This window comes from bacterium (genome assembly GCA_028820935.1).
Lineage (GTDB): Bacteria > Actinomycetota > Acidimicrobiia > Spongiisociales > Spongiisociaceae > Spongiisocius.
The window spans coordinates 61,119-82,759 of the sequence record JAPPHZ010000009.1 but is presented as its reverse complement, the minus strand read 5'-3'; the positions used below and the strand labels follow the sequence as shown (position 1 = coordinate 82,759).

General features: G+C 67.8%; 25 protein-coding genes. 15 read left to right on the top strand and 10 right to left on the bottom strand.

The features are described from left to right. Window positions 1-46 precede the first annotated feature (46 nt). Window positions 47-955 (bottom strand): catechol 2,3-dioxygenase, encoded by a 909-nt coding sequence (locus OXM57_01180; GenBank protein MDE0351292.1) that lies wholly within the window; start codon window positions 953-955, stop codon window positions 47-49. A gap of 109 nt (window positions 956-1,064) precedes the next feature. Between OXM57_01180 and OXM57_01175 the strand changes: the two genes are divergently transcribed. From OXM57_01175 to OXM57_01115, 13 genes are all read left to right on the top strand, one after another. Continuing rightward, entirely contained in the window at window positions 1,065-1,733 is a 669-nt protein-coding gene (locus tag OXM57_01175) for a hypothetical protein (GenBank protein ID MDE0351291.1), read from the top strand. Continuing rightward, entirely contained in the window at window positions 1,730-2,491 is a 762-nt protein-coding gene (locus OXM57_01170; protein MDE0351290.1) for an IclR family transcriptional regulator, read from the top strand. The genes OXM57_01175 and OXM57_01170 overlap by 4 nt, the downstream gene beginning before the upstream one ends. Before the next feature lie 294 nt (window positions 2,492-2,785). Continuing rightward, the gene (locus tag OXM57_01165; GenBank protein ID MDE0351289.1) at window positions 2,786-3,553 is read left to right on the top strand and encodes a fumarylacetoacetate hydrolase family protein; all 768 of its coding nucleotides are present in this window, start codon (window positions 2,786-2,788) and stop codon (window positions 3,551-3,553) included. A 10-nt stretch (window positions 3,554-3,563) separates the two neighbouring features. Continuing rightward, window positions 3,564-4,451, top strand: a complete 888-nt coding sequence (locus OXM57_01160) for an acetaldehyde dehydrogenase (acetylating) (GenBank protein MDE0351288.1) — start codon at window positions 3,564-3,566, stop codon at window positions 4,449-4,451. Then, window positions 4,448-5,479 carry a 4-hydroxy-2-oxovalerate aldolase gene (gene dmpG / locus OXM57_01155; GenBank protein MDE0351287.1) on the top strand — a complete coding sequence of 344 codons (1,032 nt, stop codon included), beginning with the start codon at window positions 4,448-4,450 and terminating at the stop codon, window positions 5,477-5,479. Before OXM57_01160 ends, dmpG begins: the two co-directional genes overlap by 4 nt. Before the next feature lie 10 nt (window positions 5,480-5,489). After that, window positions 5,490-6,278, top strand: coding sequence for a fumarylacetoacetate hydrolase family protein (locus OXM57_01150; protein MDE0351286.1), 789 nt, complete (start codon window positions 5,490-5,492; stop codon window positions 6,276-6,278). Continuing rightward, window positions 6,275-7,078: a fumarylacetoacetate hydrolase family protein gene (locus OXM57_01145; GenBank protein ID MDE0351285.1), complete on the top strand. Its 804-nt coding sequence runs from the start codon at window positions 6,275-6,277 to the stop codon at window positions 7,076-7,078. The genes OXM57_01150 and OXM57_01145 overlap by 4 nt, the downstream gene beginning before the upstream one ends. Before the next feature lie 28 nt (window positions 7,079-7,106). Continuing rightward, on the top strand, window positions 7,107-7,346 hold the full coding sequence (locus tag OXM57_01140; protein MDE0351284.1) for a tautomerase family protein: 240 nt from the start codon (window positions 7,107-7,109) through the stop codon (window positions 7,344-7,346). After that, window positions 7,343-8,794, top strand: a complete 1,452-nt coding sequence (locus OXM57_01135) for an aldehyde dehydrogenase (protein MDE0351283.1) — start codon at window positions 7,343-7,345, stop codon at window positions 8,792-8,794. Before OXM57_01140 ends, OXM57_01135 begins: the two co-directional genes overlap by 4 nt. A gap of 4 nt (window positions 8,795-8,798) precedes the next feature. Beyond that, complete coding sequence (locus OXM57_01130) at window positions 8,799-9,170, top strand: Rieske (2Fe-2S) protein (GenBank protein ID MDE0351282.1); 372 nt, start codon at window positions 8,799-8,801, stop codon at window positions 9,168-9,170. Beyond that, window positions 9,163-9,813 carry an HAD-IA family hydrolase gene (locus tag OXM57_01125; protein MDE0351281.1) on the top strand — a complete coding sequence of 217 codons (651 nt, stop codon included), beginning with the start codon at window positions 9,163-9,165 and terminating at the stop codon, window positions 9,811-9,813. The genes OXM57_01130 and OXM57_01125 overlap by 8 nt, the downstream gene beginning before the upstream one ends. Before the next feature lie 45 nt (window positions 9,814-9,858). Beyond that, the gene (locus OXM57_01120; protein MDE0351280.1) at window positions 9,859-10,227 is read left to right on the top strand and encodes a hypothetical protein; all 369 of its coding nucleotides are present in this window, start codon (window positions 9,859-9,861) and stop codon (window positions 10,225-10,227) included. A 3-nt stretch (window positions 10,228-10,230) separates the two neighbouring features. Continuing rightward, window positions 10,231-10,626, top strand: coding sequence for a PIN domain nuclease (locus tag OXM57_01115; protein ID MDE0351279.1), 396 nt, complete (start codon window positions 10,231-10,233; stop codon window positions 10,624-10,626). Window positions 10,627-10,652: 26 nt separating this feature from the next. On the opposite strand, the gene OXM57_01110 is transcribed toward OXM57_01115, so the two are convergent. Further along, window positions 10,653-11,462 (bottom strand): methyltransferase domain-containing protein, encoded by an 810-nt coding sequence (locus tag OXM57_01110; protein MDE0351278.1) that lies wholly within the window; start codon window positions 11,460-11,462, stop codon window positions 10,653-10,655. A gap of 248 nt (window positions 11,463-11,710) precedes the next feature. Between OXM57_01110 and OXM57_01105 the strand changes: the two genes are divergently transcribed. After that, window positions 11,711-13,303 (top strand): sodium/proline symporter, encoded by a 1,593-nt coding sequence (locus tag OXM57_01105; GenBank protein MDE0351277.1) that lies wholly within the window; start codon window positions 11,711-11,713, stop codon window positions 13,301-13,303. 102 nt (window positions 13,304-13,405) lie between these two features. On the opposite strand, the gene OXM57_01100 is transcribed toward OXM57_01105, so the two are convergent. The 4 genes from OXM57_01100 to panB form a co-directional block, all read right to left on the bottom strand. After that, window positions 13,406-14,053: an HAD-IA family hydrolase gene (locus tag OXM57_01100; GenBank protein ID MDE0351276.1), complete on the bottom strand. Its 648-nt coding sequence runs from the start codon at window positions 14,051-14,053 to the stop codon at window positions 13,406-13,408. Window positions 14,054-14,113: 60 nt separating this feature from the next. After that, a complete protein-coding gene (locus OXM57_01095; protein MDE0351275.1) occupies window positions 14,114-14,395 on the bottom strand; it encodes a hypothetical protein in 282 nt (93 codons plus the stop codon). 118 nt (window positions 14,396-14,513) lie between these two features. Next, on the bottom strand, window positions 14,514-14,801 hold the full coding sequence (locus OXM57_01090; protein MDE0351274.1) for a hypothetical protein: 288 nt from the start codon (window positions 14,799-14,801) through the stop codon (window positions 14,514-14,516). 108 nt (window positions 14,802-14,909) lie between these two features. Beyond that, window positions 14,910-15,815 carry a 3-methyl-2-oxobutanoate hydroxymethyltransferase gene (panB, locus tag OXM57_01085; protein MDE0351273.1) on the bottom strand — a complete coding sequence of 302 codons (906 nt, stop codon included), beginning with the start codon at window positions 15,813-15,815 and terminating at the stop codon, window positions 14,910-14,912. A 444-nt stretch (window positions 15,816-16,259) separates the two neighbouring features. On the opposite strand from panB, the gene OXM57_01080 reads away from it, so the two are divergent. Continuing rightward, entirely contained in the window at window positions 16,260-16,736 is a 477-nt protein-coding gene (locus OXM57_01080; GenBank protein ID MDE0351272.1) for a Fur family transcriptional regulator, read from the top strand. A 38-nt stretch (window positions 16,737-16,774) separates the two neighbouring features. Here OXM57_01080 and OXM57_01075 read toward each other — a convergent pair whose 3' ends face one another. From OXM57_01075 to OXM57_01060, 4 genes are all read right to left on the bottom strand, one after another. Continuing rightward, the gene (locus tag OXM57_01075) at window positions 16,775-17,392 is read right to left on the bottom strand and encodes an MBL fold metallo-hydrolase (protein MDE0351271.1); all 618 of its coding nucleotides are present in this window, start codon (window positions 17,390-17,392) and stop codon (window positions 16,775-16,777) included. A gap of 448 nt (window positions 17,393-17,840) precedes the next feature. Then, entirely contained in the window at window positions 17,841-19,526 is a 1,686-nt protein-coding gene (gene menD, locus OXM57_01070; GenBank protein MDE0351270.1) for a 2-succinyl-5-enolpyruvyl-6-hydroxy-3-cyclohexene-1-carboxylic-acid synthase, read from the bottom strand. Further along, window positions 19,523-20,899, bottom strand: a complete 1,377-nt coding sequence (locus OXM57_01065) for an isochorismate synthase (protein MDE0351269.1) — start codon at window positions 20,897-20,899, stop codon at window positions 19,523-19,525. Before OXM57_01065 ends, menD begins: the two co-directional genes overlap by 4 nt. After that, complete coding sequence (locus tag OXM57_01060; protein MDE0351268.1) at window positions 20,896-21,636, bottom strand: MerR family transcriptional regulator; 741 nt, start codon at window positions 21,634-21,636, stop codon at window positions 20,896-20,898. The genes OXM57_01065 and OXM57_01060 overlap by 4 nt, the downstream gene beginning before the upstream one ends. Window positions 21,637-21,641 lie beyond the last annotated feature (5 nt).

Here is a 21,641-nt window from a genome sequence, read left to right as displayed (position 1 = left end):
GTCGCTGGCTAGCAGGCCGCAGCAAGTTATTTCGCAGGGAGACCATTTACGTGTGGACTTTCATGAAGCGCTCGTTGAGCTCGCCCTCGTAGTAGAAGATGGCCTTGCCGATGTTGTCCTCCGTCCAGGTGATGGTGGGGAAGTCGGGATCGGGCCGGTACCCGCCGGTGAACACCTCGTTGCGGGTGCCCATCGGATCGAAGAAGTAGATGGTGCTCCCGCGGGTGATGCCGTGCCGGGTGGGACCCACGTCGATCTGGATGGCGTGGTAGGCGAGGATGTCGGCCGAGCGGCGGACGTCATCCCAGTCGTCCAGCCAGAAGGCGAAGTGGTGGAGACCACCGTTCGGTCCCGAGACCACGGCCAGGTCGTGCGGAGAGTGGCTGCGCTCCAGCCAGGTCCCGATCTGGCGGCCCTCCCCGTCGAGAAGCTGCTCGGTGATCCTGAACTCGAGGACATCGGTGTAGAACTTGGTGGCTTCCCCGACTTCTTCGGCGGTGACCAGCAGGTGGTCCATCCGGGGTGGGGCGATACCCGGCAGGTCGAGCGGCGCCGGGGGCGGGTTGAGCTTGGGGAGCAGGCCGCCAACCCGTTCCACCTCCCGCACCAACTCCATGGTGTGGCCGGACGGGGTGGCGAACCGGATCGACTCGCCCTGCCCGATCTCCTCCCCCTTCGAGATCCGTTCGACCCGGAAGCCGAACGACTCGACCCGGTCCTCGAGCTCGGCCAGATCTTCGTCGTCCTCCACCTTGAACGAGAACCGGTCTATACCGACGCGGGGGTCGTAGCGGACCGCCAGGGAGTGATGGTCCTCCTCGTCCCAGCATTTGAAGAAGGCCCGGTCCGAGGTCCGCTCCACCTCGATCATCCCCATGACGCCCGTGTAGTAGGCGGAGGCCAGATCGAGATCCGGCACCGCTATGTCCACGTGACTGAGCCGGAGAATGCCCAACCGGGTCGCTCCTTCCACGATTTCGAGGCCTGGCCGTAACTTACGGCGGCCGGTCGGGCGCCAACATCCTTGTTCCGTATGTAGGAACGGAACGGTTAGTGTTGGTGCCATGAGCAGGGCAAGGCCCGAAGACCTGCGCACCTCCATGGCGGACTACGTCCGGAATGTCCATGCCGCCTATCGCCGGGTTGCAGCGACCCATCCGCCGGCCATCCAGGGCAGCTTGGCGCTCCTGGGGGAGCCGTTCACCGTGGTGGCGGCCGGGGCGCGCAACCTGCACGTGATCGCCACCGGTCAGTCGCTGGCGGCTCCCCGCGGCCAGGAGGTGGCCTGGGATCAGGAGCACGACGGGATGGCGTGGACCCTCCGCTTCCTCGACCCGGTGGTGCTCCCCGCTCTGGCCGGCGCCGAAGGGACCGAGGGGGCCGATCCGGCCGGGGTGCGGAGGGTCATCGGCATCGGTGGCCACCATTACCACCTAGTGGTCCGGCCCGGCTCGGATCTGTCTTCCCACCACGCCACCCACGCCGGCACCGGCCTGGCCAATGCCCATCTGGCGGCCGCCCGGGATTACGAGGCCATCCGCGCCCACGCCACCGGCGACGCCGGGTTGGTCGACGAGCTGGCCGCCGCCGATGCCGCCGGGCTGACCCGCGCCCACGGTCTGGTGGCGTGCGGGCTGGCGCCGTGGAGCGAATCCGTGAGGGCGGCCTCGCGCACGGGTGACCGGACGGCCGTGCGCCGTGCTCTGCTCACCGCCCTCCGGGGGGATGCATGAGCGCCCGGACGCTGTCATCGGTTCGTAACGCCGCCCGGCTACTCAAGGAGATCTCGGTCCACGGCCCGGAGATGGGGGTGACCGAGTTGTCCCGCCGGCTCGACCTTGGCAAGTCGACCGTTCACCGGCTGGTTACCACGCTCACCGAGGAGCAGTTGTTGGTTAAGGACCCGGGCACAGCCCGGTACCGGCTCGGCCTGGCCATGTACGACCTGGGCAACACGGCGGTGAACGGCCTGAACCTGCATGCCGCCCTGGCCCCACCCATGAACTGGCTCCAGGACGTGACCGGGGGAACGGTCCACGCCGGGGTGCTGGACAATCGGGAAGTCATCTACATCGAGCGCCTCGACTCGCCGCACATGCTGCGTCTCTTCATCAAGGTGGGGCGGCGGCAGCCGGCCCACTCCACCAGCACCGGGAAGTGCCTGCTCGCCCACCTCGACGACTCCATGCTGGACCGGACCCTCGACGGATGGGAGATGGAGCCCAAGACGGTCCACACCATCACCGACACCACGACGCTCCGCAGGCAACTGGTGGAGATCCGTCGCCTTGGCTACGCCCGCAATCTCGAGGAGTCCGAGCTGGGGGTCATCTCGGTCTCGGCCCCGATCCGCACCCGGACCCGCACCGTCGCGGCAGCCGTCTCGGTTGCCGGTCCGAAGTCACGCCTCGGTCCGGAGATGCTCACCCTGACCCAGTCGGTCCTCGAAGCCGCGGCCGTCGCGTCGCATCAGCTGGGATATAGGAAGTGACCCCGTGATGGTGTGGACGGGCCATTGAGGCGAGGCGGGGGGTCACGGTATACTTCCCTTGTACTTCCCCTATCGATCCGACGGTAGGGCCGAGACCGCCCGTTCAGGGCGGTCTCTGTCGTTGTCAAGGAAATGCCTCTCCATGTGTCGCGGTCACCAGGAAACCGGCGGGTTGGTGACCTTCGCAGTGAATGGGCAGGCGCCGCACCCGTACCGCATAGAAGAACGTTGTTGAGTGCCTCCGCGGCCGCTTGGGTACGGTAGAGGCGTCAGGCCAGGCAAGGACCGCAACCGATGACCACCGCTCAGCAGAGGGCCGAAGCGCTGTACGCGGCCCGGATGACCCGGGTTCCGATCGAGCCCCTCACCGACGCCGACCCCGGGATGACGGCCGATGATGCCTATGCCGTGCAGACCCGTTTCGCTTCCATGCTCCTGGCCGACGGCGATTCGATATCCGGCTACAAGCTCGGCCTGACGTCCAAGGCCATGCAGCAGATGATGGGCATCTCCGATCCGGACTTCGGGCCGGTACTCCATTCCATGGTCCACGACGGGGACCTCGACGCGTCCGCATTCATCCAGCCCAAGGTGGAGGCGGAGATCGCCCTGGTCCTGGACCGGCCTCTCAAGGGTCCAGGAGTGACCACCCTCGAGGCCGCCCGGGCGGTGGGGGGCGCGGTGGCCGCCATCGAGGTGGTGGACTCCCGGATAGCCGGCTGGCGGATCAAGCTGGCCGACACCATCAGCGACCTGGCATCCATCGGCGGTGTGGTGATGAGCAGCCGGGTCGTGCCCATCGACTTCGACCTGCGGCTGGTGGGCATGACCTTCTCGCTCAACGGTTCGGTGGCAGCTACCGGCGCCGGCGCCGCCGCTCTCGGGAACCCGCTGGCCGCGCTGGCGTGGCTGGCCAACACCCTCGCCCGACACAATGTCACCCTGGAGGAGGGGATGTTCGTCATGACCGGTTCGCTACACGCCGCCGTGGATGTGCGAGCCGGCGACGCGGTGCGGGCCGAATTCGACCGTCTGGGCCCGGTCGCGCTCAGGATGGCCTGACTTGAGCCGGATGCGGTGCGCCATCGTCGGCAGCGGGAACATCGGCACCGACCTGCTCCACAAGCTCCTCCGTTCCGACGTCCTCGAAGTGGCCGCCATGGTGGGCATCGATCCCGACTCGGAAGGACTGGCCAGGGCCGCGGCTGAAGGAGTCGAGGCGACCTCGGAGGGACCGGACTGGCTGATCGCACAAGCCGACCGGTTCGACCTGGTGTTCGAGGCCACCTCCGCATGGGTGCACAGGATGAACGCCCCTCGCTACCGGGAGGCGGGGATCACGGCGATCGACCTGACCCCGGCCAAGCTGGGGCCCCTCGTGGTCCCCCCGGTCAACCTCGAAGCCCATCTCGACGCCACCAACCTCAACCTCATCACCTGCGGCGGGCAGGCCACCGTCCCCATCGTGGCGGCGGTCCGAGCAGTGGCGCCGGTCCCCTACGCGGAGATCGTTTCGACGGTCTCGTCGGTGTCGGCAGGACCGGGCACCCGGCAGAACATCGACGAGTTCACCAAGACCACCTCCGCCTCGCTGGTCGAGGTGGGAGGGGCCGACCACGGCAAGGCGATCATGATCCTCAATCCGGCCGAGCCCCCTATCCTCATGCGCAACACCGTCTTCTGCGCCCTGGGCGACGGGTACGACCGGGACGAGGTGGCCGACTCGATCACCGAGATGGTCCGCATCGTGGCCTCGTACGTGCCCGGGTACCGGATCAAGGCGGCACCGGTGTTCGACGAGGACCTGTTCCGCACCCCCGGCGGCGACGTGAAGGCCCGCGTGGTGGTGCTTCTCGAAGTGGAAGGAGCCGCCGACTACCTGCCTCCGTACGCAGGCAATCTCGACATCATGACCGCTTCGGCCGTTCGTGTGGCCGAGGCCGTGGCAGCCGCCCGATGACCGCCGCCTTCCGCCTCACCGACTCCACCCTGCGCGACGGCTCGCACGCGGTGGCCCACCAGCTCACCGAGGACCAGGTCCGGCGGGTCGTGACCGGGCTGGACCGGGCCGGTGTTCCGGTCATCGAGGTCACCCACGGCGACGGGCTGGGCGGTTCATCCTTCAACTATGGCTTTTCCCACACCAACGAGATGAACCTGATCAGGACGGCTGTCGAGGCGGCGGTCGACTCCAAGATCGCTGTGCTGATGCTCCCGGGCATCGGGGTGAAGGACGACCTGCGTCGGGTCGCGGGGATGGGCGTCCGGGTTGCCCGCGTCGCCACCCATTGCACCGAGGCCGACATCTCCGAGCAGCACATCGCTCTGGCCAAGGAGTTGGGCATGGAGGCGGTGGGGTTCCTGATGATGTCCCACATGATCGAACCGGAGGCGCTGCTCGAACAGGCGCGGCTCATGGAGTCGTACGGGGCGGACGTGGTCTACACGGTCGACTCGGCCGGGGCGATGACCATCGACGACGCCCGCCGCCGGGTGGCCGCCCTCAAGGACGGCCTGTCATGCCAGGTGGGAGTCCATGCCCACAACAACCTGTCCCTGGCGGTCGCCAACTCACTGGCCGCCCTTGAGGAAGGGGTGGACCAGATCGACGGGTGCATGACCGGTCTGGGCGCCGGGGCCGGGAACTGCCCGACCGAGGTCCTGGTGGCTGCCTGCGAGAAGACCGGCTGGGAGACCGGCATCGATCCGATCTCCCTCATCGAGGTGGCAGACCGGGCAGTGCGCCCCATCCGTCCCGAGCAGGGAGTCATCGACGGTGACGGGCTACTCCTGGGCTACGCGGGCGTCTACGGGTCGTTCCTTCTCCACGCGAAGCGGGCGGCCGAGAGGTACGGGGTCCCCACCAGGGACATCCTGCTCGAGTTGGGGGAGCGGAGAGTGGTGGGTGGCCAGGAGGACATGATCATCGACGTGGCGATGGAGCTGCAGCGCCGGGCTGCGGCGGCCCAACCTGCGTTTGCGGGATAAGGGACCGCCAATGGATGAGCGCCAGTCTCAGAGCGATCTGGTGGAGGGACTAGCGGCCAGGCTGGCAGAGGCAGTCGAAAGCCGGACCGCGATCAGCTCCCTGACGAGCGAGCGCGAGTTCACCGTCGACGCCGCCTACGACATCCAGGATGCGGCTCTGGCGCGGGCCGTGGCCGGTGGCGGGACCATCGTCGCGGCCAAGCTCGGCCTGACCAGCCGGGCCAAGCAGGAGCAGATGGGGGTGTCGGAAGCGCTGTACGGGTGGCTGACCGACCGGCACCGCCTGGACCCCGGACAACCTCTCCACAGCGGCCGTCTGATCCAGCCGCGGGCCGAGCCGGAGATCGCCCTCATCACGTCTCGCGATCTCGAAGGGCCGGTGGGACTGCACGATGTCCTTGCCGCCACCGCCGCCGTGGCGCCGGCGCTCGACATCCTCGACTCGCGCTTCGCGGGTTACTCGTTCACGCTGGCCGACGTGGTGGCCGACAACTGCAGCGCCGGCGCCTTCGTGGTCGGGAATCCCGTACCCCTCGGGAGCATCGACCTGTCATTGGTGGGATGCGTGTTCGAGAAGAACGGCGAGTTGGTGGGGACCGCTGCCGGAGCCGCCGTGCTGGGGCATCCGGCTGCGGCGGTCGCCTGGTTCGTGCGGAAGCTGGCAGAGAGGGGCGGGGGTCTCCCCGCCGGTTCCGTGGTCCTGCCCGGGGCGTTGACCGGCGCGGTCCCGATCGGCCCTGGAGACTCGGTGGTCGCCTCCTTCGACCGGATCGGCTCGGTCGGGTTGTCCGTGGCATGAGAAGCCCCGCGGCGCCGGGTCTCGACCGGGAGACCATCTCGGAACTGGCCGGCCGGCTCGACGAGGCCCGCCGGTCCAGGACCCCCACCACCCGGTTGACCGACGATCATCCCGGACTCACCGAAGCCGATGCCTACGCCATCGCCGACCACGGGGTCGCCCTGCGCTTGGCCGCCGGCGAGCGGGTGGTGGGCGCCAAGCTCGGGTTCACCTCGGCAGCCATGCGGCAGGCCATGGGCGTCGACTCGCCCAACTACGGATGGCTCACCGACCCGATGATCGTCTCGGACGGGCGGGTGTCGCTGGGCGAGTTGATCCACCCCAAGGCCGAACCGGAGATCGCCTTCGTGCTCGGCGAGGATCTGGAGGGCGCCGCCGTGTCGGCGCAGGACGTCCTGTCCGCGACCGCCTACGTGATGCCGGTCATCGAGGTGGTCGACTCACGGTTTATGGATTTCCGGTTCCGGGCGCTCGACAACACGTCCGACAACTCGTCAGCCGGGATGGTGGTGCTCGGAAGCCGGGTTACCAGGCCGGCCTTCGATCTGTCCAGGGTGGGGGCGGTGGTCACGGTGAACGGGGAGCTGTTCCAGACGTCGTCCGGTGCGGCCGCCCTCGGCCATCCGGCGGCCAGCGTCGCCTGGCTCGTGCGGCGGCTGGCGGGGTCGGGTCGGGGGCTGGAGGCCGGCTACCTGATCATCTCCGGCGGCCTGACGGGTCCGGTCGATCTCCTGCCCGGCACGACCGTCCTCGTCGAGATCGATCGCCTGGGCACCGCTTCGATGCGGGTCCACGAGTAGTCATCGCTAAGAGCAGAGAGGAGTCGTCATGCCGATAGTGACCGTCAACCTGATGGAAGGGCGCTCGCCGGAGCAGATCGAGAACATGATCGCCGAAGTCTCCGACGCCCTGGTCAGGAGCCTCGACGCTCCTATCGAGACCGTACGGATCATGGTCAACGAGATAGCGCCGTACGGCTTCGGCATCGCCGGGCGACCCGCCCGGGTGGTGATGGCCGAACGGCAGGCGGCGGGCGGGCAGACCACCAGCACGGAGGGGGAGGCATGATCACGCTGCGGAACTTCATCGGGGGCCGGTTCGAGAACCCGTCCTCCGGCGAGACGTTCGAGTCGGTGAGCCCCATCGACAACGCCCCGATCGCGACCGTAGCCAGAGGGAACGCCGAGGACGTGGACCGGGCGGTCGGAACGGCCCGGGCCGCGCTGCCGGCTTGGGCATCGATGGACCCCGCCGAGCGCCGCCAGGCCCTGTACCGGGTGGCCGAGGGGATCGAGGCCCGCCTAGACGAGTTGGCGGAGTGGGAGGTCCGGGACATGGGTAAGCCGATCTCGGCTGCTCGCTCCAAGGACATCCCCCGCTCCGCCCACAACTTCCGCTTCTTCGCCGACGCCGCCGAGCACGCCCACACCAAGGCCTTCTCGAAGCCCTGGGACGGGGTCCTCACCTACGAACTGCGGGAGCCCCTCGGGGTGGTGGGCGCCATCTCGCCATGGAACTTCCCCCTGATGCTCCTCACCTGGAAGGTGGCGCCGGCCCTCGCCTACGGCTGCACGGTGGTGGCCAAGCCGGCCGAGCAGTCCCCGGTGACCGCCACCCTGCTGGCGGAGATCTGCCGGGACGCCGGCCTGCCCGACGGGGTGTTCAACCTGGTCCACGGCTTCGGGCCGGAGGAGGCCGGCGAGGCGCTGGTCCGGCATCCCGATGTGGACGGGATCACCTTCACCGGCGAGTCGGCCACCGGCAAGGCCATCATGGCGGCCGCGGCGCCGAGCCTTAAGAAGCTGTCGTTCGAGCTGGGCGGCAACTCGCCCAACATCGTCTGCGCCGATGCCGACTTGGACAAGGCCGTCGCCGGTTCGCTCCGGGGCATCTTCACCAACCAGGGCGAGGTGTGCCTGGCCGGCGCCCGCCTGCTCGTCCAGCGTCCCGTCTACGACGAGTTCGTGGCGCGGATGGTGGACGGCGCCGAGCGGTACGTGGTGGGCAACCCGCTCGATCCCGCTACCGGCATGGGCCCGCTGGTAACCCGGGAGCACATGGAGAAGGTGCTGTCGTACATCGACCTGGCCAAGGAGGAGGGGGCCAAGCTGATGACGGGCGGCTACCGGGTCACCGAAGGCGCCCTGGCGAGCGGGAACTACGTGGCGCCGACCATCTTCGCCGATGCCGACAACCACATGCGGTCCTGCCAGGACGAGATCTTCGGGCCGGTCGAGATGATCATCCCCTTCGACGAGGTCGACGAGGCGATCGAGATGGCCAACGACACCCGCTATGGATTGGCGGCGATGGTGTGGACCACCAACGTGAACACCGCCCACAAGGTCGCCCGGGAGGTGCGGGCCGGCACGATGTGGGTCAACTGCTTCTTCGTGCGAGATCTGCGGGCGCCCTTCGGCGGCTATGGGGACTCCGGTGTCGGCCGGGAGGGGGGCGAGTACAGCTATGAATTCTTCAGCGAATCCAAGGCTGTGGTGATGAAGCTGGACGGTTGAGGCGTTGCCGACGGTTAGCGCCGGCCCCGTCGAGGACCTGCCCACCAACAGTTGTGTCGAGATCGGGGATGGGCGGGCGGTAGTGGTCCGGGTCGGCGATCGGGCCTACGCCTACCGGAACGAGTGCCTGCACCAGGCGTCTCGGCTGGCCGGCGGGCTCGTCAAGGACGGGGTCATCACCTGCCCGCTCCACTTCTGGCGCTACGAGGCGGACACGGGCGCCAAGTGCGGGGAGCCGGAGCTCCGGCTCGACTCCTACCCGGTCAGGATCGAGTCGGGCACGGTCCTCGTCGATCTACCCGAGCCCGAGCCGCCCCGGTCCATGCGGGAGGTGATGCTGGAGCACGCCCGGGAGTGGGACCGCGGGGATGGCTGACATCCGGGCCGTCATCTGGGACATGGGAGGCATCCTCTACCCGACCCCTTTCGAGCTGCTCGACGATCTCGAAGCATCCAGGGGCTGGCCTCCGGGCACCCTGCCGCGGGGACCCTTCTCGCCCGGGGGCGACGCCGACTACGCCAAGTGCTCGACCGGGGAGTTGACCGAGACGGAGTACTGGAAGAGGTACCAGCAGACCAGCGCCGCCAACGGCCGCCCCCTGGACCTGACGAGGGAGATCGACTGGACGGGTACGGAGCGTCCCGAGGTGATGGCCACCATCGAGATCCTCGGCCGGCGGTTCCGCCAGGCCACCCTCTCGAACGACTCGAGCGAGTGGTTGGGTTACGGGTGGTGGGACACGTGGCCCTACAGGCACCTGTTCGAGCAGGTCATAGACGTGGTGACCCTCGGGGTTCGCAAGCCGCATCCCCTCACCTACACGACCACCGCCGACCGCATGGGCCTCCACGTCTCCGAGTGCCTGTTCGTGGACGACATGCAAGTCAACCTAGACGGCGCCGAGGCGGTCGGCATGCCCGGCTTCTTCTTCGACCACACCCAAGTCGCGGACAGCTGCTCGGACCTCGTGAGCTACCTGAACCCTCGGCGGGGCCCGACGGAGGCCACGCACCGCTAGACGAGGGTCTAGACATCTCCAACAAGGCTCTGTACATTGTCCGGTATGGAAACCACAGTTCTTGCCGATTCGCTCGACGACGGCATCGTCCAGTCCCCTCGGACGCCCGATCCACCGGTTGGCGACGAGGATCGGACGGATCCGGCTGCGCATCGGCCCGCCGGATCACCGGAGCCTTCAGGTCTGGTAGCGATCCAGATCATCAGCATGGGCCGCCCTGAGGATCCGGTGCTGGCCGACCTCATGGAGAAGGCCTTCGAGGCGGCGGACCGACGGGACAGGCTCCGCTACGGTCCGGAGTGGCGGCGCGAAGCGGCGGAGGGCTTCCGCGAACTGATGGAGGAGTGGCAGGCGGAGAACGGGGCATTCACCGAGGAGGAGCTTCGGCGGGGCCGCGCCATCCTAGGTAGGTAGACGGTGACCCTGGTGCTCGACGCGGGCGCCCTGATCCAGGTGGATCGCGGCAACCGAGAAGTCCTGGCAGCGCTCGAGGCCGCTTTCGCCAGGGGCGAAGCGGTTCATGTACCCACCGGCGTGATCGGCCAGGCGTGGAGGAGCCCGGACCGCCAAGCCCTGTTATCGCGAACGCTCAACCGATGCAACGAGGTCGTTCTCGACGGAGCGACGGCTCGCGCCGGCGGCCAACTGTGTGGCCGGGCGGCTACGAGCGACGTGATCGATGCGTCCGTTGCGCCCGCGGTGGCTCGGGCTCGGCGTTCGGACGAGGAGGTCACGCTGCTGACATCCGACTCCGGTGAGTTGGGGATGCTGCTCTCTGTCCTGGACGCACGAGCCCGAATCGTCGAGGTGTGATCCGGCCGAGATGACCGACCTCGTAGTCACGGCTTGGTGGCTATGGCCTCGCCGAAGGCGATGGCGCCCAGCGCTCCCGGATGGTCTCGCCACCTCGCCTGGTCGACCTTCCAAGTGTCGAACTGTTCTTGGGTGGCCAACCCGGATGCGGTGGCAGCGGCCATCACCTTGGGGGAGAAGAACCACTCGGTGATCACAGCGTCGAGAACGGCTCTGGCTTCGGGGGTGCTGAACATGTCGACGGAGGCAGTCGCCTGTACATCCACGAATCCGCCGTCCAGCAGCTTGGCTTTGAGTTCCCTCCCCATCTGGGGGTGCCCGCCGTTGGCGATCACCAGCTTCGTGAACGTCTCCCATGCTCCCGCCAGGCTGTAGGCGGGTTCCGAGAAGCTGGACGCAGCTATCAGTTCGCGGCAGGAGATGATCCCGCCGGGCTTGAGAACCCTCTTGACCTCGGCCAGGACGGCGTGGGTGTCCGGAACATGCATCAGGACGGTATGGCAGTGGGCCACGTCGAACGTGTCGTCGTCGAAGGGAAGATCGGTGGCGTCCGCCACCTGGAACGAAGCGTTGCCGTGCCCGCCGGCTCCGGCAGCGGCCCGGGCCATCTCGATCTGAGACGGCTCGATGTCGACGCCGTGGAACTCGCCGGGCTCCACGGCCCTGGCCAGGCCCACCGACAGGGTCCCGGGCCCGCAGCCGAAGTCGAGCACGCTGAGGCCGGGTTCGAGGTGCGGGAGCAGGTGCTTGGCATGCGTCTCCGCGCTGCGCCAGTGGAGCATCTGCAGGAAATCCTCGTCATAGCCCATCGTGTATGTCGATGCCGACTCCGGCATGCTGGCTCCTTCTGTTCGCTGCCGGCGTGCATTATCGCCGGGAGCGGTGGGTACCGGTACATGGGCTCGATACCCGGTGAGCCGGGTTTCTTCGATGCCCACCCCGACGCCGGGCACGGAGAGGACGGCTGGCAAGGATCCGGGGAGCCTGGCCGTATACTGCGGTAATCCCTCGCCGTGCCGGTAGGGCGGGTTCGGCTCTACAGGCGACCCTGGGTACGGCTACGAATCGAGGTAGGGGGTCTCGCATGGCCGATTGGGCTTGGACGCTGATCGTTTTCGCCCTGTACTCCGTCGTCCTCATCGGCATCGTCCTCTACCGGTCAGACGGCGTGGCGAACATGGGCGACTACGTCCTGGGCGGGCGAAGGCTCGGTGCCTTCACCATCGCCCTGAGCGCCGGTGCTTCCAACGCCAGCGGCTGGACCATGCTGGTGTTGCCGGCGCTGGCCTTCGCCGGCGGTCTCATGCACCTCTGGACGGTGGCCGGGCTCGTGGTGGGCATCTGGCTGGTGTGGATCGTCATGGCCAAACGCCTCCGGCGTTACACCATCGCGGCCGACGATGCGCTGACCATCCCGGAGTTCTGGGAGAAACGCTTCCGGGACACCAGCGGCACGTTGCGCGGTTTGGCCGCCGCGATCAGCCTCTACTTCATCACGCTCTACGTCTGCTCGGGGCTGATCGCGGGCGCCAAGCTCCTCGAGGAAGTCTTCGACCTGGATCCCACCGGCGCTGCCCACAACATGGCGATCCTCGTCACCCTGCTCGCCCTGCTGTCCTACACGTTCATGGGGTTTGTGGCCGTGTCCCGGACCGATGTCTTCCAGGCCCTCCTCATGCTGGGCGGGTTCGTCATCATCGCCTTGACCCTCACTCTGAACACGAGCAACCCCTTCCAGGGTCTCGAGAATGCCGCTCCCGGGTTCTGGAACCCGTTCACGGACGCAGCCGGAGACGGACTGGGCTGGACGCCCTACGCATCCGCCCTCGGCTGGGGACTGGGCACCTTCGGAGCCCTCAGGCTCCTGGCGCGGTTCATGGCCATAAGAGAAGAACGGCTGATTCCTCGTAGTACCTACATAAACGTGGGCTGGGCGGCGCTCGTGTTCTCGTTCGGGCTGCTGGCGGGTCTGGTCGCCGCGCCGGCCCTCGCCGCCCGAGGCGTGGACATTCCCGACTCGGAGCGGCTCTACCTGGTGGTCTCGTCGGTCTTCTTCCACCCCATCGTGGGCGGCCTGCTGCTGACGGCGGTGGCGGCGGCCGTCATGAGCACCGCCGACTCGCAACTGTTGCTGGCATCCGCCATCGCTTCGAGAGACATGCCACTGCTCAAGCGGATCACGGAGCGAGTGCGAGCCGAACGGCAGGTGACGGTCGGGAGGCTGTTGCTGGTTGCGGTCGGCGTGGTGGCCGCCGTGATCTCGATCCTCTCGCCGGAGTCGGTGTTCGCCCTGGTGTCACTGGCCTGGGGCGGCATGGGCGCGGCCTTCGGTCCGGTAACCGTCATGGCCCTGTACTGGAGGCGCTTCAACCTGGCGGGGGCCTTCACGGGTGTCATCTCGGGCACCGTGGTCTCCACCTTCTGGTGGCTGATGGATCTGGGCAACCAGGGCCTACTTGACCTGACGGCGTCTCTCGGGCTGGCGTCCGCGGTCCGAAGCGTTGCCGACCTCGGAATATGGGCGATCAACCCGGCCGTTCCCGGCTTCGCGGCGGCAACGGCCCTGGCCATCGCGGTGACCCTGGTGACGGCACCCCCGTCCGATGACATCACACGGCTATTCGACGAGGTCAACAGCCCCGACTGGGTAGACCCCACCCACGCCCCGGCGCCGTAGCGAGCACGCGGGCTATAGCTCAACGCAGTCCTGACCAGGATCCAGACGGCCGGCCGAATCGACAGTTCCCGCGCTCCAGGGCGTCGCTGAGAAAAAGCGGACCTAGAGGTCGATCGTCCTCAGCACCCGGCCGATCGAGGCCGGTCGGTCGAGCACGTTGAAGTGGACGGTCTGCATGCCCACCTTCGCGGCACCGGCGATGTTGACGGGCTGGTCGTCCACGAACAGCACCCGATGGGCGGGCAGTTCCATGCGCGCCAGCAGGCGCAGGTAGCCCCGGGGATCGGGCTTGAGGATGCCGGTGTTGGAGAGATCGACGAAGGGATCGAAACGGTCGAGTACTTGCATGCGCTCGATCCAGGCCGGGTCGTGGAACCGGCTCAGGTCGTTGGTGAGAACCCCCACCCGTAACCCCAGGGAGCGCAGGGTTCTTCGCAACTCCCAGGTCCTGGGGCGGATGACTTCCTCCCGGGGTGCGTCGAACAGGGCGTCGATGAAGCTGCGCAGGCGGTCCGGGCCGGCGCCGATCATCCCGGCGTGACGGTCGGCCTGGCGATGCCAGTATTCGAGTTCGGTGAACTCCCCGGCCTGGAATCTCCGCCAGAGAGGATCGGCATCCGGGTCGAAGGGACCGGCCAGATCGATGCTGCCCCGCGGCAGGTCGAGCCGGTCCTCCAGCCCGGGCGCCATCTCGAAGGGGGTCCGGATAACCACCCCTCCGAAGTCGAAGGCGACTGCGTCAACTGCCATCAGGCCGACAAGTTAACCGGAGGCTCGGCCGGTTCCGGTTCAGGCGCTCGCACGGCCGGCTCAGCGATTCCTGTGGAGGATGACGGTCAACTCGGACGGGATGCCCTGCTGCGCGCCCTCCATTGCCCTGGTGATGGCCAGGGCGGCCTCGGCGATGGTCGACACCGCGCTGGCACCCTCGCGGCTCAGGAACGAGCCCTGGTGCTTCCTGCGGAGGAGGTTGTACAACTCCCGACCCACTCTCTGACCTTCGAGCTCGCTCAGCGCCCGCCGGTGAACTTCGGTGTCGAGGTCGGCATCACCGGACCTCGGAACCCTGATTTCGATTGACCAATTGCCCATGCCGGGCAACGTATGTGGTTTCGGGGATCCTTTCAAGACCCTTGATCAACGCTCTCGCGCAGCGCGACAGTCGGGGTCGGGTCGTCTGTGAGTTGGTCGATGCGGGGTTGTAACCCGATCAGGCGGCAACGGCCACGAGTCCTACGACGATAATCAACACGACGATCAGAACGATGCCCGCTAGAGAGATCACCAACCCGGCGATGGCCAAGCCGCGATACGGTGCTCCACGGTTGGCATTCCTCAGGCCCATGATCGAGAAGATCAGTCCCAGGACCCAGCAGGCGAAGTTGACCACGGGCAACCACGAGAGCGCCACCGCGCAAATGGCGAGCACCAGGCCGGCGATCGCCATCCCGTTGCTGGCCGGAGCAACCTGACCCTGCGTTCCAGACTGACTGTCCATGGCGTTCCTTTCGCCCCGGATACCTATGGGGCAAGTCTAGGTGTCCCTCCCGCAGTGGTAGTGGCAAGCAGGTTGACGGTGGTCGGCCCCCGAACGCGCTGCCGGGTCTTATCGGTGCCCGATGGCCCGGTCGGCTCCGGCGGGTTCCTCGATCAGCTCCAAGGCGGCGGCGTCGATCATGTGGTAGGACTCCTCCTCGCTCGGGAACGAACCATGGCGAACGTCCCTGATCCAGCGATCTATTGCTGCCACGGCCTCGCTGGACAGCTCTGCGTAGCGCCGGACGAACTTGGGGTAGTGGCCGAAGTTGAGGCCGAGCATGTCATGCATGACCAACACCTGTCCGTCGGTGTCCGGCCCGGCGCCTATGCCGATGGTGGGGACGCTCACCCGTCGGGTGATGGCCTGGGCCAGAATGGCCGGGACACCCTCCAAGACCACGGCGAACACACCCGCCTCCTCAAGGGCCAGGGCGTCCTCTATCAGCCGCCTGGCGTCCTCCAACCTTCTCCCCTGGATACGGTACCCGCCGGCGGCGTGGACCGATTGGGGGGTCAGCCCGATGTGTCCCATTACCGGGATCTCGGCCGACACCAACTTGCGGATCATCTCGACCCGGGTCGTGCCGCCTTCGAGCTTGACGGCCTCGGCCCCGCCCTCCCGGACGAGGCGGGCGGCGTTGCGCAGGGTCTCCTCAGGGCTGACATGGAAGGTCATCCACGGCATGTCCGCCACCAGCAGGGCACCGGGACGGGCTCGCGCTACCGCGGCCGTGTGGTGGATCATGTCGTCGAGCGTCACCTCGTTGGTGGTCTCGTATCCGAGAACCACGTTGGCCACCGAGTCGCCCACCAGGATGATGTCGACCCCGGCCTGATCCGCCACCTTGCCGCCGGGGAAGTCGTAGGCGGTCAACATCGTCAGCGGCTTCCCGCCCTTCCGGGCCCGCACTGCAGGCGCGTTCACCTTCTTGCGGATGGCGGCTGGCGGATGATCCGACTTAGCGTTCGACATGGCTGCTCCGTTTCTCCCCACCATCGAGGTTGGGGGATACCTCCCGGCTCCAGAGTGGTCACTGGAACTCGGAGAGCAAGTGGTCATCTTGTGGACCGTGAGGGGAATTGGCCCGCCTAGGCTGGTCGCGCCTTTCCGTCCGGTCTGGCGAGCAGTCTAGCCGCCTGTCTGTGGAGCGGCGGTGTGGTATGCCGCCAGGGCACGCCTGGTCGTTTCGTAGACAGGCCACAGCGTGCCAGGCAATTCACCGGTGCCCGGGGACGGAGCCAGTCCCCTTCGTGACCGTCGTGACTGCAGCCGTGGCGGTGGTCTTTCCCTGACAAGCACATTTGTGGTCGTTGTCGTTAGGAGAGCCGGACAGGAGGCACAGTTGGTAAGACCACCCAGATGACATAGAATCACAACTGGCTCGAGCATGCATTTGCTACAGCGTGGGGCCTCCACATGTCGAACGAAGTCATCCTGACCGAGGACCTACTCATAGAGCGGCTCCGCGAAGCCGGACTCCGCCTCACCCTTCCGAGAAGGGCCGTGCTTCGCGCCCTGGCGTCGAGCGAAGAACCTTTCGTCAGCGCACGGCTGATCATCGATCACGTTCAGGAGACCACGGGCCGGATAGAAGCGTCGACCGTCTACCGGATCCTCGACGATCTGGCCCGGATCGGGCTGGTTCACCACATCTCACTGGGCAGCGGGCGGTCGGGAAGATGGCACATCACGCTCGACCACGACCACGAACATCTCGTGTGCGAAGCCTGCGGCAGAACCATCGAGGTACCTCACACGGAGGTCGCGCCCCTCTACGAGCTCTTCCTCAGCAAGTACGGTTTCCACACCAGCCCACATCACTTCGCAATCGTGGGATCCTGCAGGGAGTGCGGCCCGCAGGACGACCATCCCCATCCAAGGGGAAGCGGTTAGCGCGGCCCTAGCCGGGGATTGGCTCTACTGTATGCCGGCTACCAGCCTCGGGCGATCCACTCGGGCAGCTCCGGCTTCTCGGTCCCGATGGTGGTCTTGGTCGGACCGTGCCCCGGGTAGACGTCGGTGCACTCGTCAAGGGTGAACAGCCGGTCCTTGATGCTCTTGATGATCTCGTCGAAATCCCCACCCTCGTACTCGGTGGCGCCCGGGCCGCCCGGGAACAGGGTGTCCCCCGAGAAGAGCACACCCGGGCTGAGGAAGCACACCGATCCGGGAGTGTGGCCGGGTGTATGCAGGGTCAGCAGGCTGGTCTCGCCCAGAGGGATCACTTCCCCGTCGCGCAACGGTGTCGGAGTGACCCGAGTGGTCCGCTCCGCCAACTCGTGGTCGGCAGGGTGGAGGAGGAACGGCACGCCGAGGGCCTCGACCACCGGTGCGACGGCTCTCAGATGGTCGTAGTGGCCATGGGTGGTGAGCAATGCCTCCACCTCCACGCCGTCGGCCAGCTCAAGGATCCGATCCGGTTCGGCGGCGGCGTCGATGATCACTCCGTGACCGGTCCGGGCGCAGGCCACCACGAAGGCATTGTTGGCGTACTCGCCCACCAGGGCCGCTTTGGTCAGGATGGTGCCGTTGTCGAAGGTCCAACTCATGGCGGCGACTCTAGTGACGAATCGCTGGTCGGTCTCTGTCGGTGACGGCCTTCACGGACCACACTGGCCCGTGCAGGCAGCTTTCCGCTCCCATACCGCACGATCTCGTGACCGCGCCGGTGGCGATTCCTCGGTGGATCGGACGGATCACACGTATTTGTCATACCCCTTCGATACGTTGACTTTCGCCAAGCACCTACACCGGCTGATGCGTGTACCGATCGGAACGGCCGGTCCGGAGGGAACATACGGGGCTTCGTGGAGCGAACCGCCGATCCCGGCATCCAGCCGGGCATGGCCGGCCACGCTCCGAACCAGGACAGGTGGTGGCGGGGGAGGGCCCGATGCGGAGCATCGGATTTCGCGACTTCTCGAACTTTGGGCAGAGAACGTCATATTTGACGCCCTGATCCTCAGGAACAGGGCACCGTTTATGGCGTTCTGATCCTCAGGTTCGGTAGAGGCGGCGGTAGGCGGTGAACATGGCCTCGGGGTCGGTTTTTACAACCAGCACGCTCACACCGGGTCGCAACCTTGCCCTTCGTAGCGCCCCCACCATCTCGGTGGGCCCGATACGTTCGGCCGCTACGCCGAATCCGCCGGCCACGGCCACCAAGTCCTGGTCGTGGGGGGTGACGAAGAGTTCCCGAGCCTGCTGGTAGGCAGCCTCCGCGCCGGACTCCCGGAGGGATCGTAGGTAGGGGAGCATCTCGAAGATGGCGCCTCCCCCGTTGTCCAGCACGACGATCGACAGGTCCACCCCCAGCGATCGGGCCGCGGCCAGCGACCCGACATCGTGGAGGAAGGTCAGGTCCCCCAGCAGGGCGGTGACCCGCTTTCCGAAACCCAGCGCGGCGCCGGCAGCCGACGCCAGCGCACCGTCGATCCCGCACGCACCCCGGTTGCCGAGCACGGCGGCCCCGCAGCCCGGCTCCAGCATGGCGTTCACATGGCGCACCGGCATGCTGGAACCCGCCCAGACCAGGGCTTCGTTGTCGAGTACCTCCGCGGTCAGCGCAAGCTCCGTGTCCGGGTGGTGGGTGCGCTCGTAGCGGCGCCGCTCGCGAACCCGCAGCTCTGCAGATCGCCAGGCACGGGTCCAGATGCCGTCCTGCTGTGAGGGCGACACTCGATCCACGAGCGGCGCGATCGGATCGCGCAGGACCGCTTCTGGGCCGGAGGCCCGCCACCGGAAGTCCGGATCCAGGACGATCTCGGGTGCACGGAGCCCTTCCAGCCAGTTCTGGGTGATGGTGCCCGTGGGCATGGCGCCGATCCGGAGTACCGCGTCGGGGGTGTGGAGGGCTGCGAAGCTCCGGTCCCCGACCAGCACGTCACCGGTGGTCACCAGGTTCTCTCCGACGCAGCTGCGCAGTCCCGACATCCCGTCGGCCAGGATCGGCCATCCGGACCGCGCCGCCAATCGATAAACGGCGTCCCGCTCGGCCTGCCCGGTCTGTCTGGGACCCACCACCATTACGCCGTTATCGGCCCGGTCCATGAAACCTTCCAGCGTCTCCACCGACGGCCCGAGCACCCTCTCGTCCCGGGATTCGGGGAGCGACATCTCGAACGACGGTGCGGTGTCGCGCCACTCCGGTGGCTCCAGGGGCTTGTCGAACGGGACGTTCAGATGAACGGGGCCGGCGTTGGGCGGGTAGGCGGCCCCCAGCACCCGGAGCACCTCACCGGCTGTCCACTCGCGATCACTCTCGTGCGCCACCGGAAGGTTGGCGGAGGCGCGCACCGCCGAGCCGTAGAGCCCGATCTGGTCGATGGTCTGGGGAGCGTCGCGATCGAGGAAACCGGGCGGACGGTCGGCGGTGACGACCACCAGCGGTACGCGGCCCCGGTCGGCCTCCACCACGGCCGGTAGGTAGTTGGCGGCTGCCGAACCGGAGGTGCAGATCACCGCGGCCGGCTTGCCGGTCGCCCTGGCCAATCCCAGGGCCGTGAACCCGGCGGAGCGCTCATCGAGCACCACCTCGGAGGGCGGGCCACCGTCGCTCACAGCCAGCGCCAGTGGTGTGCAACGGGAACCCGGAGAGATGATCACCCCGGCCACGCCTCCCTCGACCAGGGCGGCAGCCAGGGTGTCGGCGGTGGCGTAGGCTCGCCGCCGGTGATCGGTCATACCGGAGTGAGAGACGGGAGCAGCGCTCCCAGCTTCAGATCGGTCTCCAGGAGTTCCTTCTCCGGTTGCGATGCCGAGACGATACCTGCGCCTGCGAAGAGGCTGGTCCGGTCGCCTTCGATCAGGCAGGACCGCAGGGCGGTATGGAACTCCCCGTTACCGGACAGGTCGCAGAAGCCCACCGGCCCGGCGTACCAACCGCGGTCGAAGGGCTCGCGGGCCGTGATCCAGTTCGTGGCCCGGTCCCGGGGCAGGCCGCCCACTGCCGGTGTGGGGTGGAGGGATCCCACCACGTCCAGAACGCCGGTTCCGACCGGCGCCACCGCGCTGATCGGGGTGGCGAGATGGAGGATGCCGGGCAACTCGAGCACGGCGATCCGTTCCGGGGGGTCCAGCGCGAAACCCCGGTCCGACAGCCGGCTCATGAGCTCGGAGCGGACGTGGGCGTGTTCCTCGAGTTCCTTCGAATCGGACAGGAGGAGGCGGGCCAGGCGCCGGTCCTCCGACCCGGACGAGCCCCGCGGCGCGGTTCCGGCCAGGGCGAGCGTCCTGACCGTCAATCCTTCGACCCGAGCCAGCAGCTCGGGAGTGGCGCCACAGAACACCGCGCCTCCGGGTCGGGCGAACGCGAAGATGACGCAGCCGCCGTGGATCCGGCGCAGGGAGGCGAGGAATGGGCCGAGATCCGGCCGGTGACCGACATCCAGCCTGCGGGCCAGGGTCACCTTCGTCAGGTCTCCGTCGCGGATCAACCGGATCGCGTCCCCGGCGCCGGCCAGGTATCCCGGATCGCTCAGGTCGATGTCGCGGGCGCGCCGGTGGTCCGTCACCCCGGGAGCGACCGGCGCCGGCGCCATGCGGCGGGCGGACCGGATCCGCGCCATCAGCCTGCCGGCGACCGCGGCCGGATCCGCGCCGGCGAGAACCTCGGTTGCCGCCATCCACACCCGGTTGCCGGGGTCCCGCTGGATGTAGGCCAGCTGGGGAAGCACGAGACGCCCCGCCGGGAATCCCGGCCAGGCGCCGCACGGCGCGAACGAGAAGCCCCCGACCAGGAGCGGCGCCCGCTCTGCTCCGTCGAGCGCCGCCTGGTGGGTCCGGCTCGCGAGGTCCCGCACGGCGGCCGAGGCGGTGCCGAAGCGTGCGGCGTCCGCCGGGGTCCGGATGACGTGCGCCTCACCGGCGGCGGCCATGGCGAGGCCCCGGTCCGGCACTTCCCAGTAGGCGAAAGGCGGTCCTGCTTCCAACGCTATGGCGAGCGCATCGCTGTCCTGCGCGGGCGCCGCCAGCGTGACTACCGAGGGACGCCCCGAAACGGCGGCGCGGGCGGCGGCGCGGGCGATACGTTGCTCCAACAGCGAGTGACGGGTCATCGCCACTCGGTGTGGATCACCATCTGGCGTTCCTCGATGTCCTCGAGTGCCTTGACCAGGGCCGCGTCCTCCGACTCGTCCAGCCGCTCCTTCACCCGGGTGACCACGGTGTGGTGGAAGTGCTGCGCCACCAGACGGGTGACGTGGACCACGAGGGTTCGGAACATCTCGGCCGTCTCGACGGCCCCGTGGGGCTGGTTGTCGCGGATGTGGTCGTTGAACAAGTCGATGGCGGCGTCCACCACGCTCTCCACCGATGTGGCGTGCCGGGCCGCCAGGGCCGCCAGCTTGTCGAGGGGGAACCCGGCCTCCAGCAGCGACATACCTGCGGCCAGCATCGGTGCCACGTCGGGAGCGAATCGTTCCTCCGCACCGTCGCCGAGTGGCTGGATCAGACCGGCCGACACCGCAATGTCCACCAGATGGGGGGGAAGCCCGGATCGCTCGGCGAGTTCGGCCCGCTCCAGGCCGACTGTGGCCCCGGCCAGCGATTCCAGGAGCGGATGCCCGGACTCGTCCAGGAGGCGCTTGATCTGGGCCAGGGTGAAGCCATCATCGGCGAGGGCTCGGATGGTTCGCAACCGGGTCAGGTGGGCGTTCCCGTACACCACCGAGCGACCATCCCGGTCGGTGGGGGGGAGGAGGCCCATCCCCTGGTAGTAGCGGATGGTATCGACCCCGACCCCGGCCGCGGCGGCCAGGTGCTCCACCCGGTATGCCGTAGCGTCGCCAGCCATAGCGC

Bases quoted from the DNA above. Each gene is read 5' to 3' on its own strand.
- OXM57_01175 (MDE0351291.1), top strand. From the start codon at position 1,065: ATGAGCAGGGCAAGGCCCGAAGACCTGCGCACCTCCATGGCGGACTAC.
- OXM57_01170 (MDE0351290.1), top strand. From the start codon at position 1,730: ATGAGCGCCCGGACGCTGTCATCGGTTCGTAACGCCGCCCGGCTACTC.
- OXM57_01165 (MDE0351289.1), top strand. From the start codon at position 2,786: ATGACCACCGCTCAGCAGAGGGCCGAAGCGCTGTACGCGGCCCGGATG.
- OXM57_01160 (MDE0351288.1), top strand. From the start codon at position 3,564: ATGCGGTGCGCCATCGTCGGCAGCGGGAACATCGGCACCGACCTGCTC.
- dmpG (MDE0351287.1), top strand. From the start codon at position 4,448: ATGACCGCCGCCTTCCGCCTCACCGACTCCACCCTGCGCGACGGCTCG.
- OXM57_01150 (MDE0351286.1), top strand. From the start codon at position 5,490: ATGGATGAGCGCCAGTCTCAGAGCGATCTGGTGGAGGGACTAGCGGCC.
- OXM57_01145 (MDE0351285.1), top strand. From the start codon at position 6,275: ATGAGAAGCCCCGCGGCGCCGGGTCTCGACCGGGAGACCATCTCGGAA.
- OXM57_01140 (MDE0351284.1), top strand. From the start codon at position 7,107: ATGCCGATAGTGACCGTCAACCTGATGGAAGGGCGCTCGCCGGAGCAG.
- OXM57_01135 (MDE0351283.1), top strand. From the start codon at position 7,343: ATGATCACGCTGCGGAACTTCATCGGGGGCCGGTTCGAGAACCCGTCC.
- OXM57_01125 (MDE0351281.1), top strand. From the start codon at position 9,163: ATGGCTGACATCCGGGCCGTCATCTGGGACATGGGAGGCATCCTCTAC.
- OXM57_01120 (MDE0351280.1), top strand. From the start codon at position 9,859: ATGGAAACCACAGTTCTTGCCGATTCGCTCGACGACGGCATCGTCCAG.
- OXM57_01110 (MDE0351278.1), bottom strand. From the start codon at position 11,462: ATGCCGGAGTCGGCATCGACATACACGATGGGCTATGACGAGGATTTC.
- OXM57_01105 (MDE0351277.1), top strand. From the start codon at position 11,711: ATGGCCGATTGGGCTTGGACGCTGATCGTTTTCGCCCTGTACTCCGTC.
- OXM57_01100 (MDE0351276.1), bottom strand. From the start codon at position 14,053: ATGGCAGTTGACGCAGTCGCCTTCGACTTCGGAGGGGTGGTTATCCGG.
- OXM57_01095 (MDE0351275.1), bottom strand. From the start codon at position 14,395: ATGGGCAATTGGTCAATCGAAATCAGGGTTCCGAGGTCCGGTGATGCC.
- OXM57_01090 (MDE0351274.1), bottom strand. From the start codon at position 14,801: ATGGACAGTCAGTCTGGAACGCAGGGTCAGGTTGCTCCGGCCAGCAAC.
- panB (MDE0351273.1), bottom strand. From the start codon at position 15,815: ATGTCGAACGCTAAGTCGGATCATCCGCCAGCCGCCATCCGCAAGAAG.
- OXM57_01080 (MDE0351272.1), top strand. From the start codon at position 16,260: ATGTCGAACGAAGTCATCCTGACCGAGGACCTACTCATAGAGCGGCTC.
- OXM57_01075 (MDE0351271.1), bottom strand. From the start codon at position 17,392: ATGAGTTGGACCTTCGACAACGGCACCATCCTGACCAAAGCGGCCCTG.
- menD (MDE0351270.1), bottom strand. From the start codon at position 19,526: ATGACCGATCACCGGCGGCGAGCCTACGCCACCGCCGACACCCTGGCT.
- OXM57_01065 (MDE0351269.1), bottom strand. From the start codon at position 20,899: ATGACCCGTCACTCGCTGTTGGAGCAACGTATCGCCCGCGCCGCCGCC.
- OXM57_01060 (MDE0351268.1), bottom strand. From the start codon at position 21,636: ATGGCTGGCGACGCTACGGCATACCGGGTGGAGCACCTGGCCGCCGCG.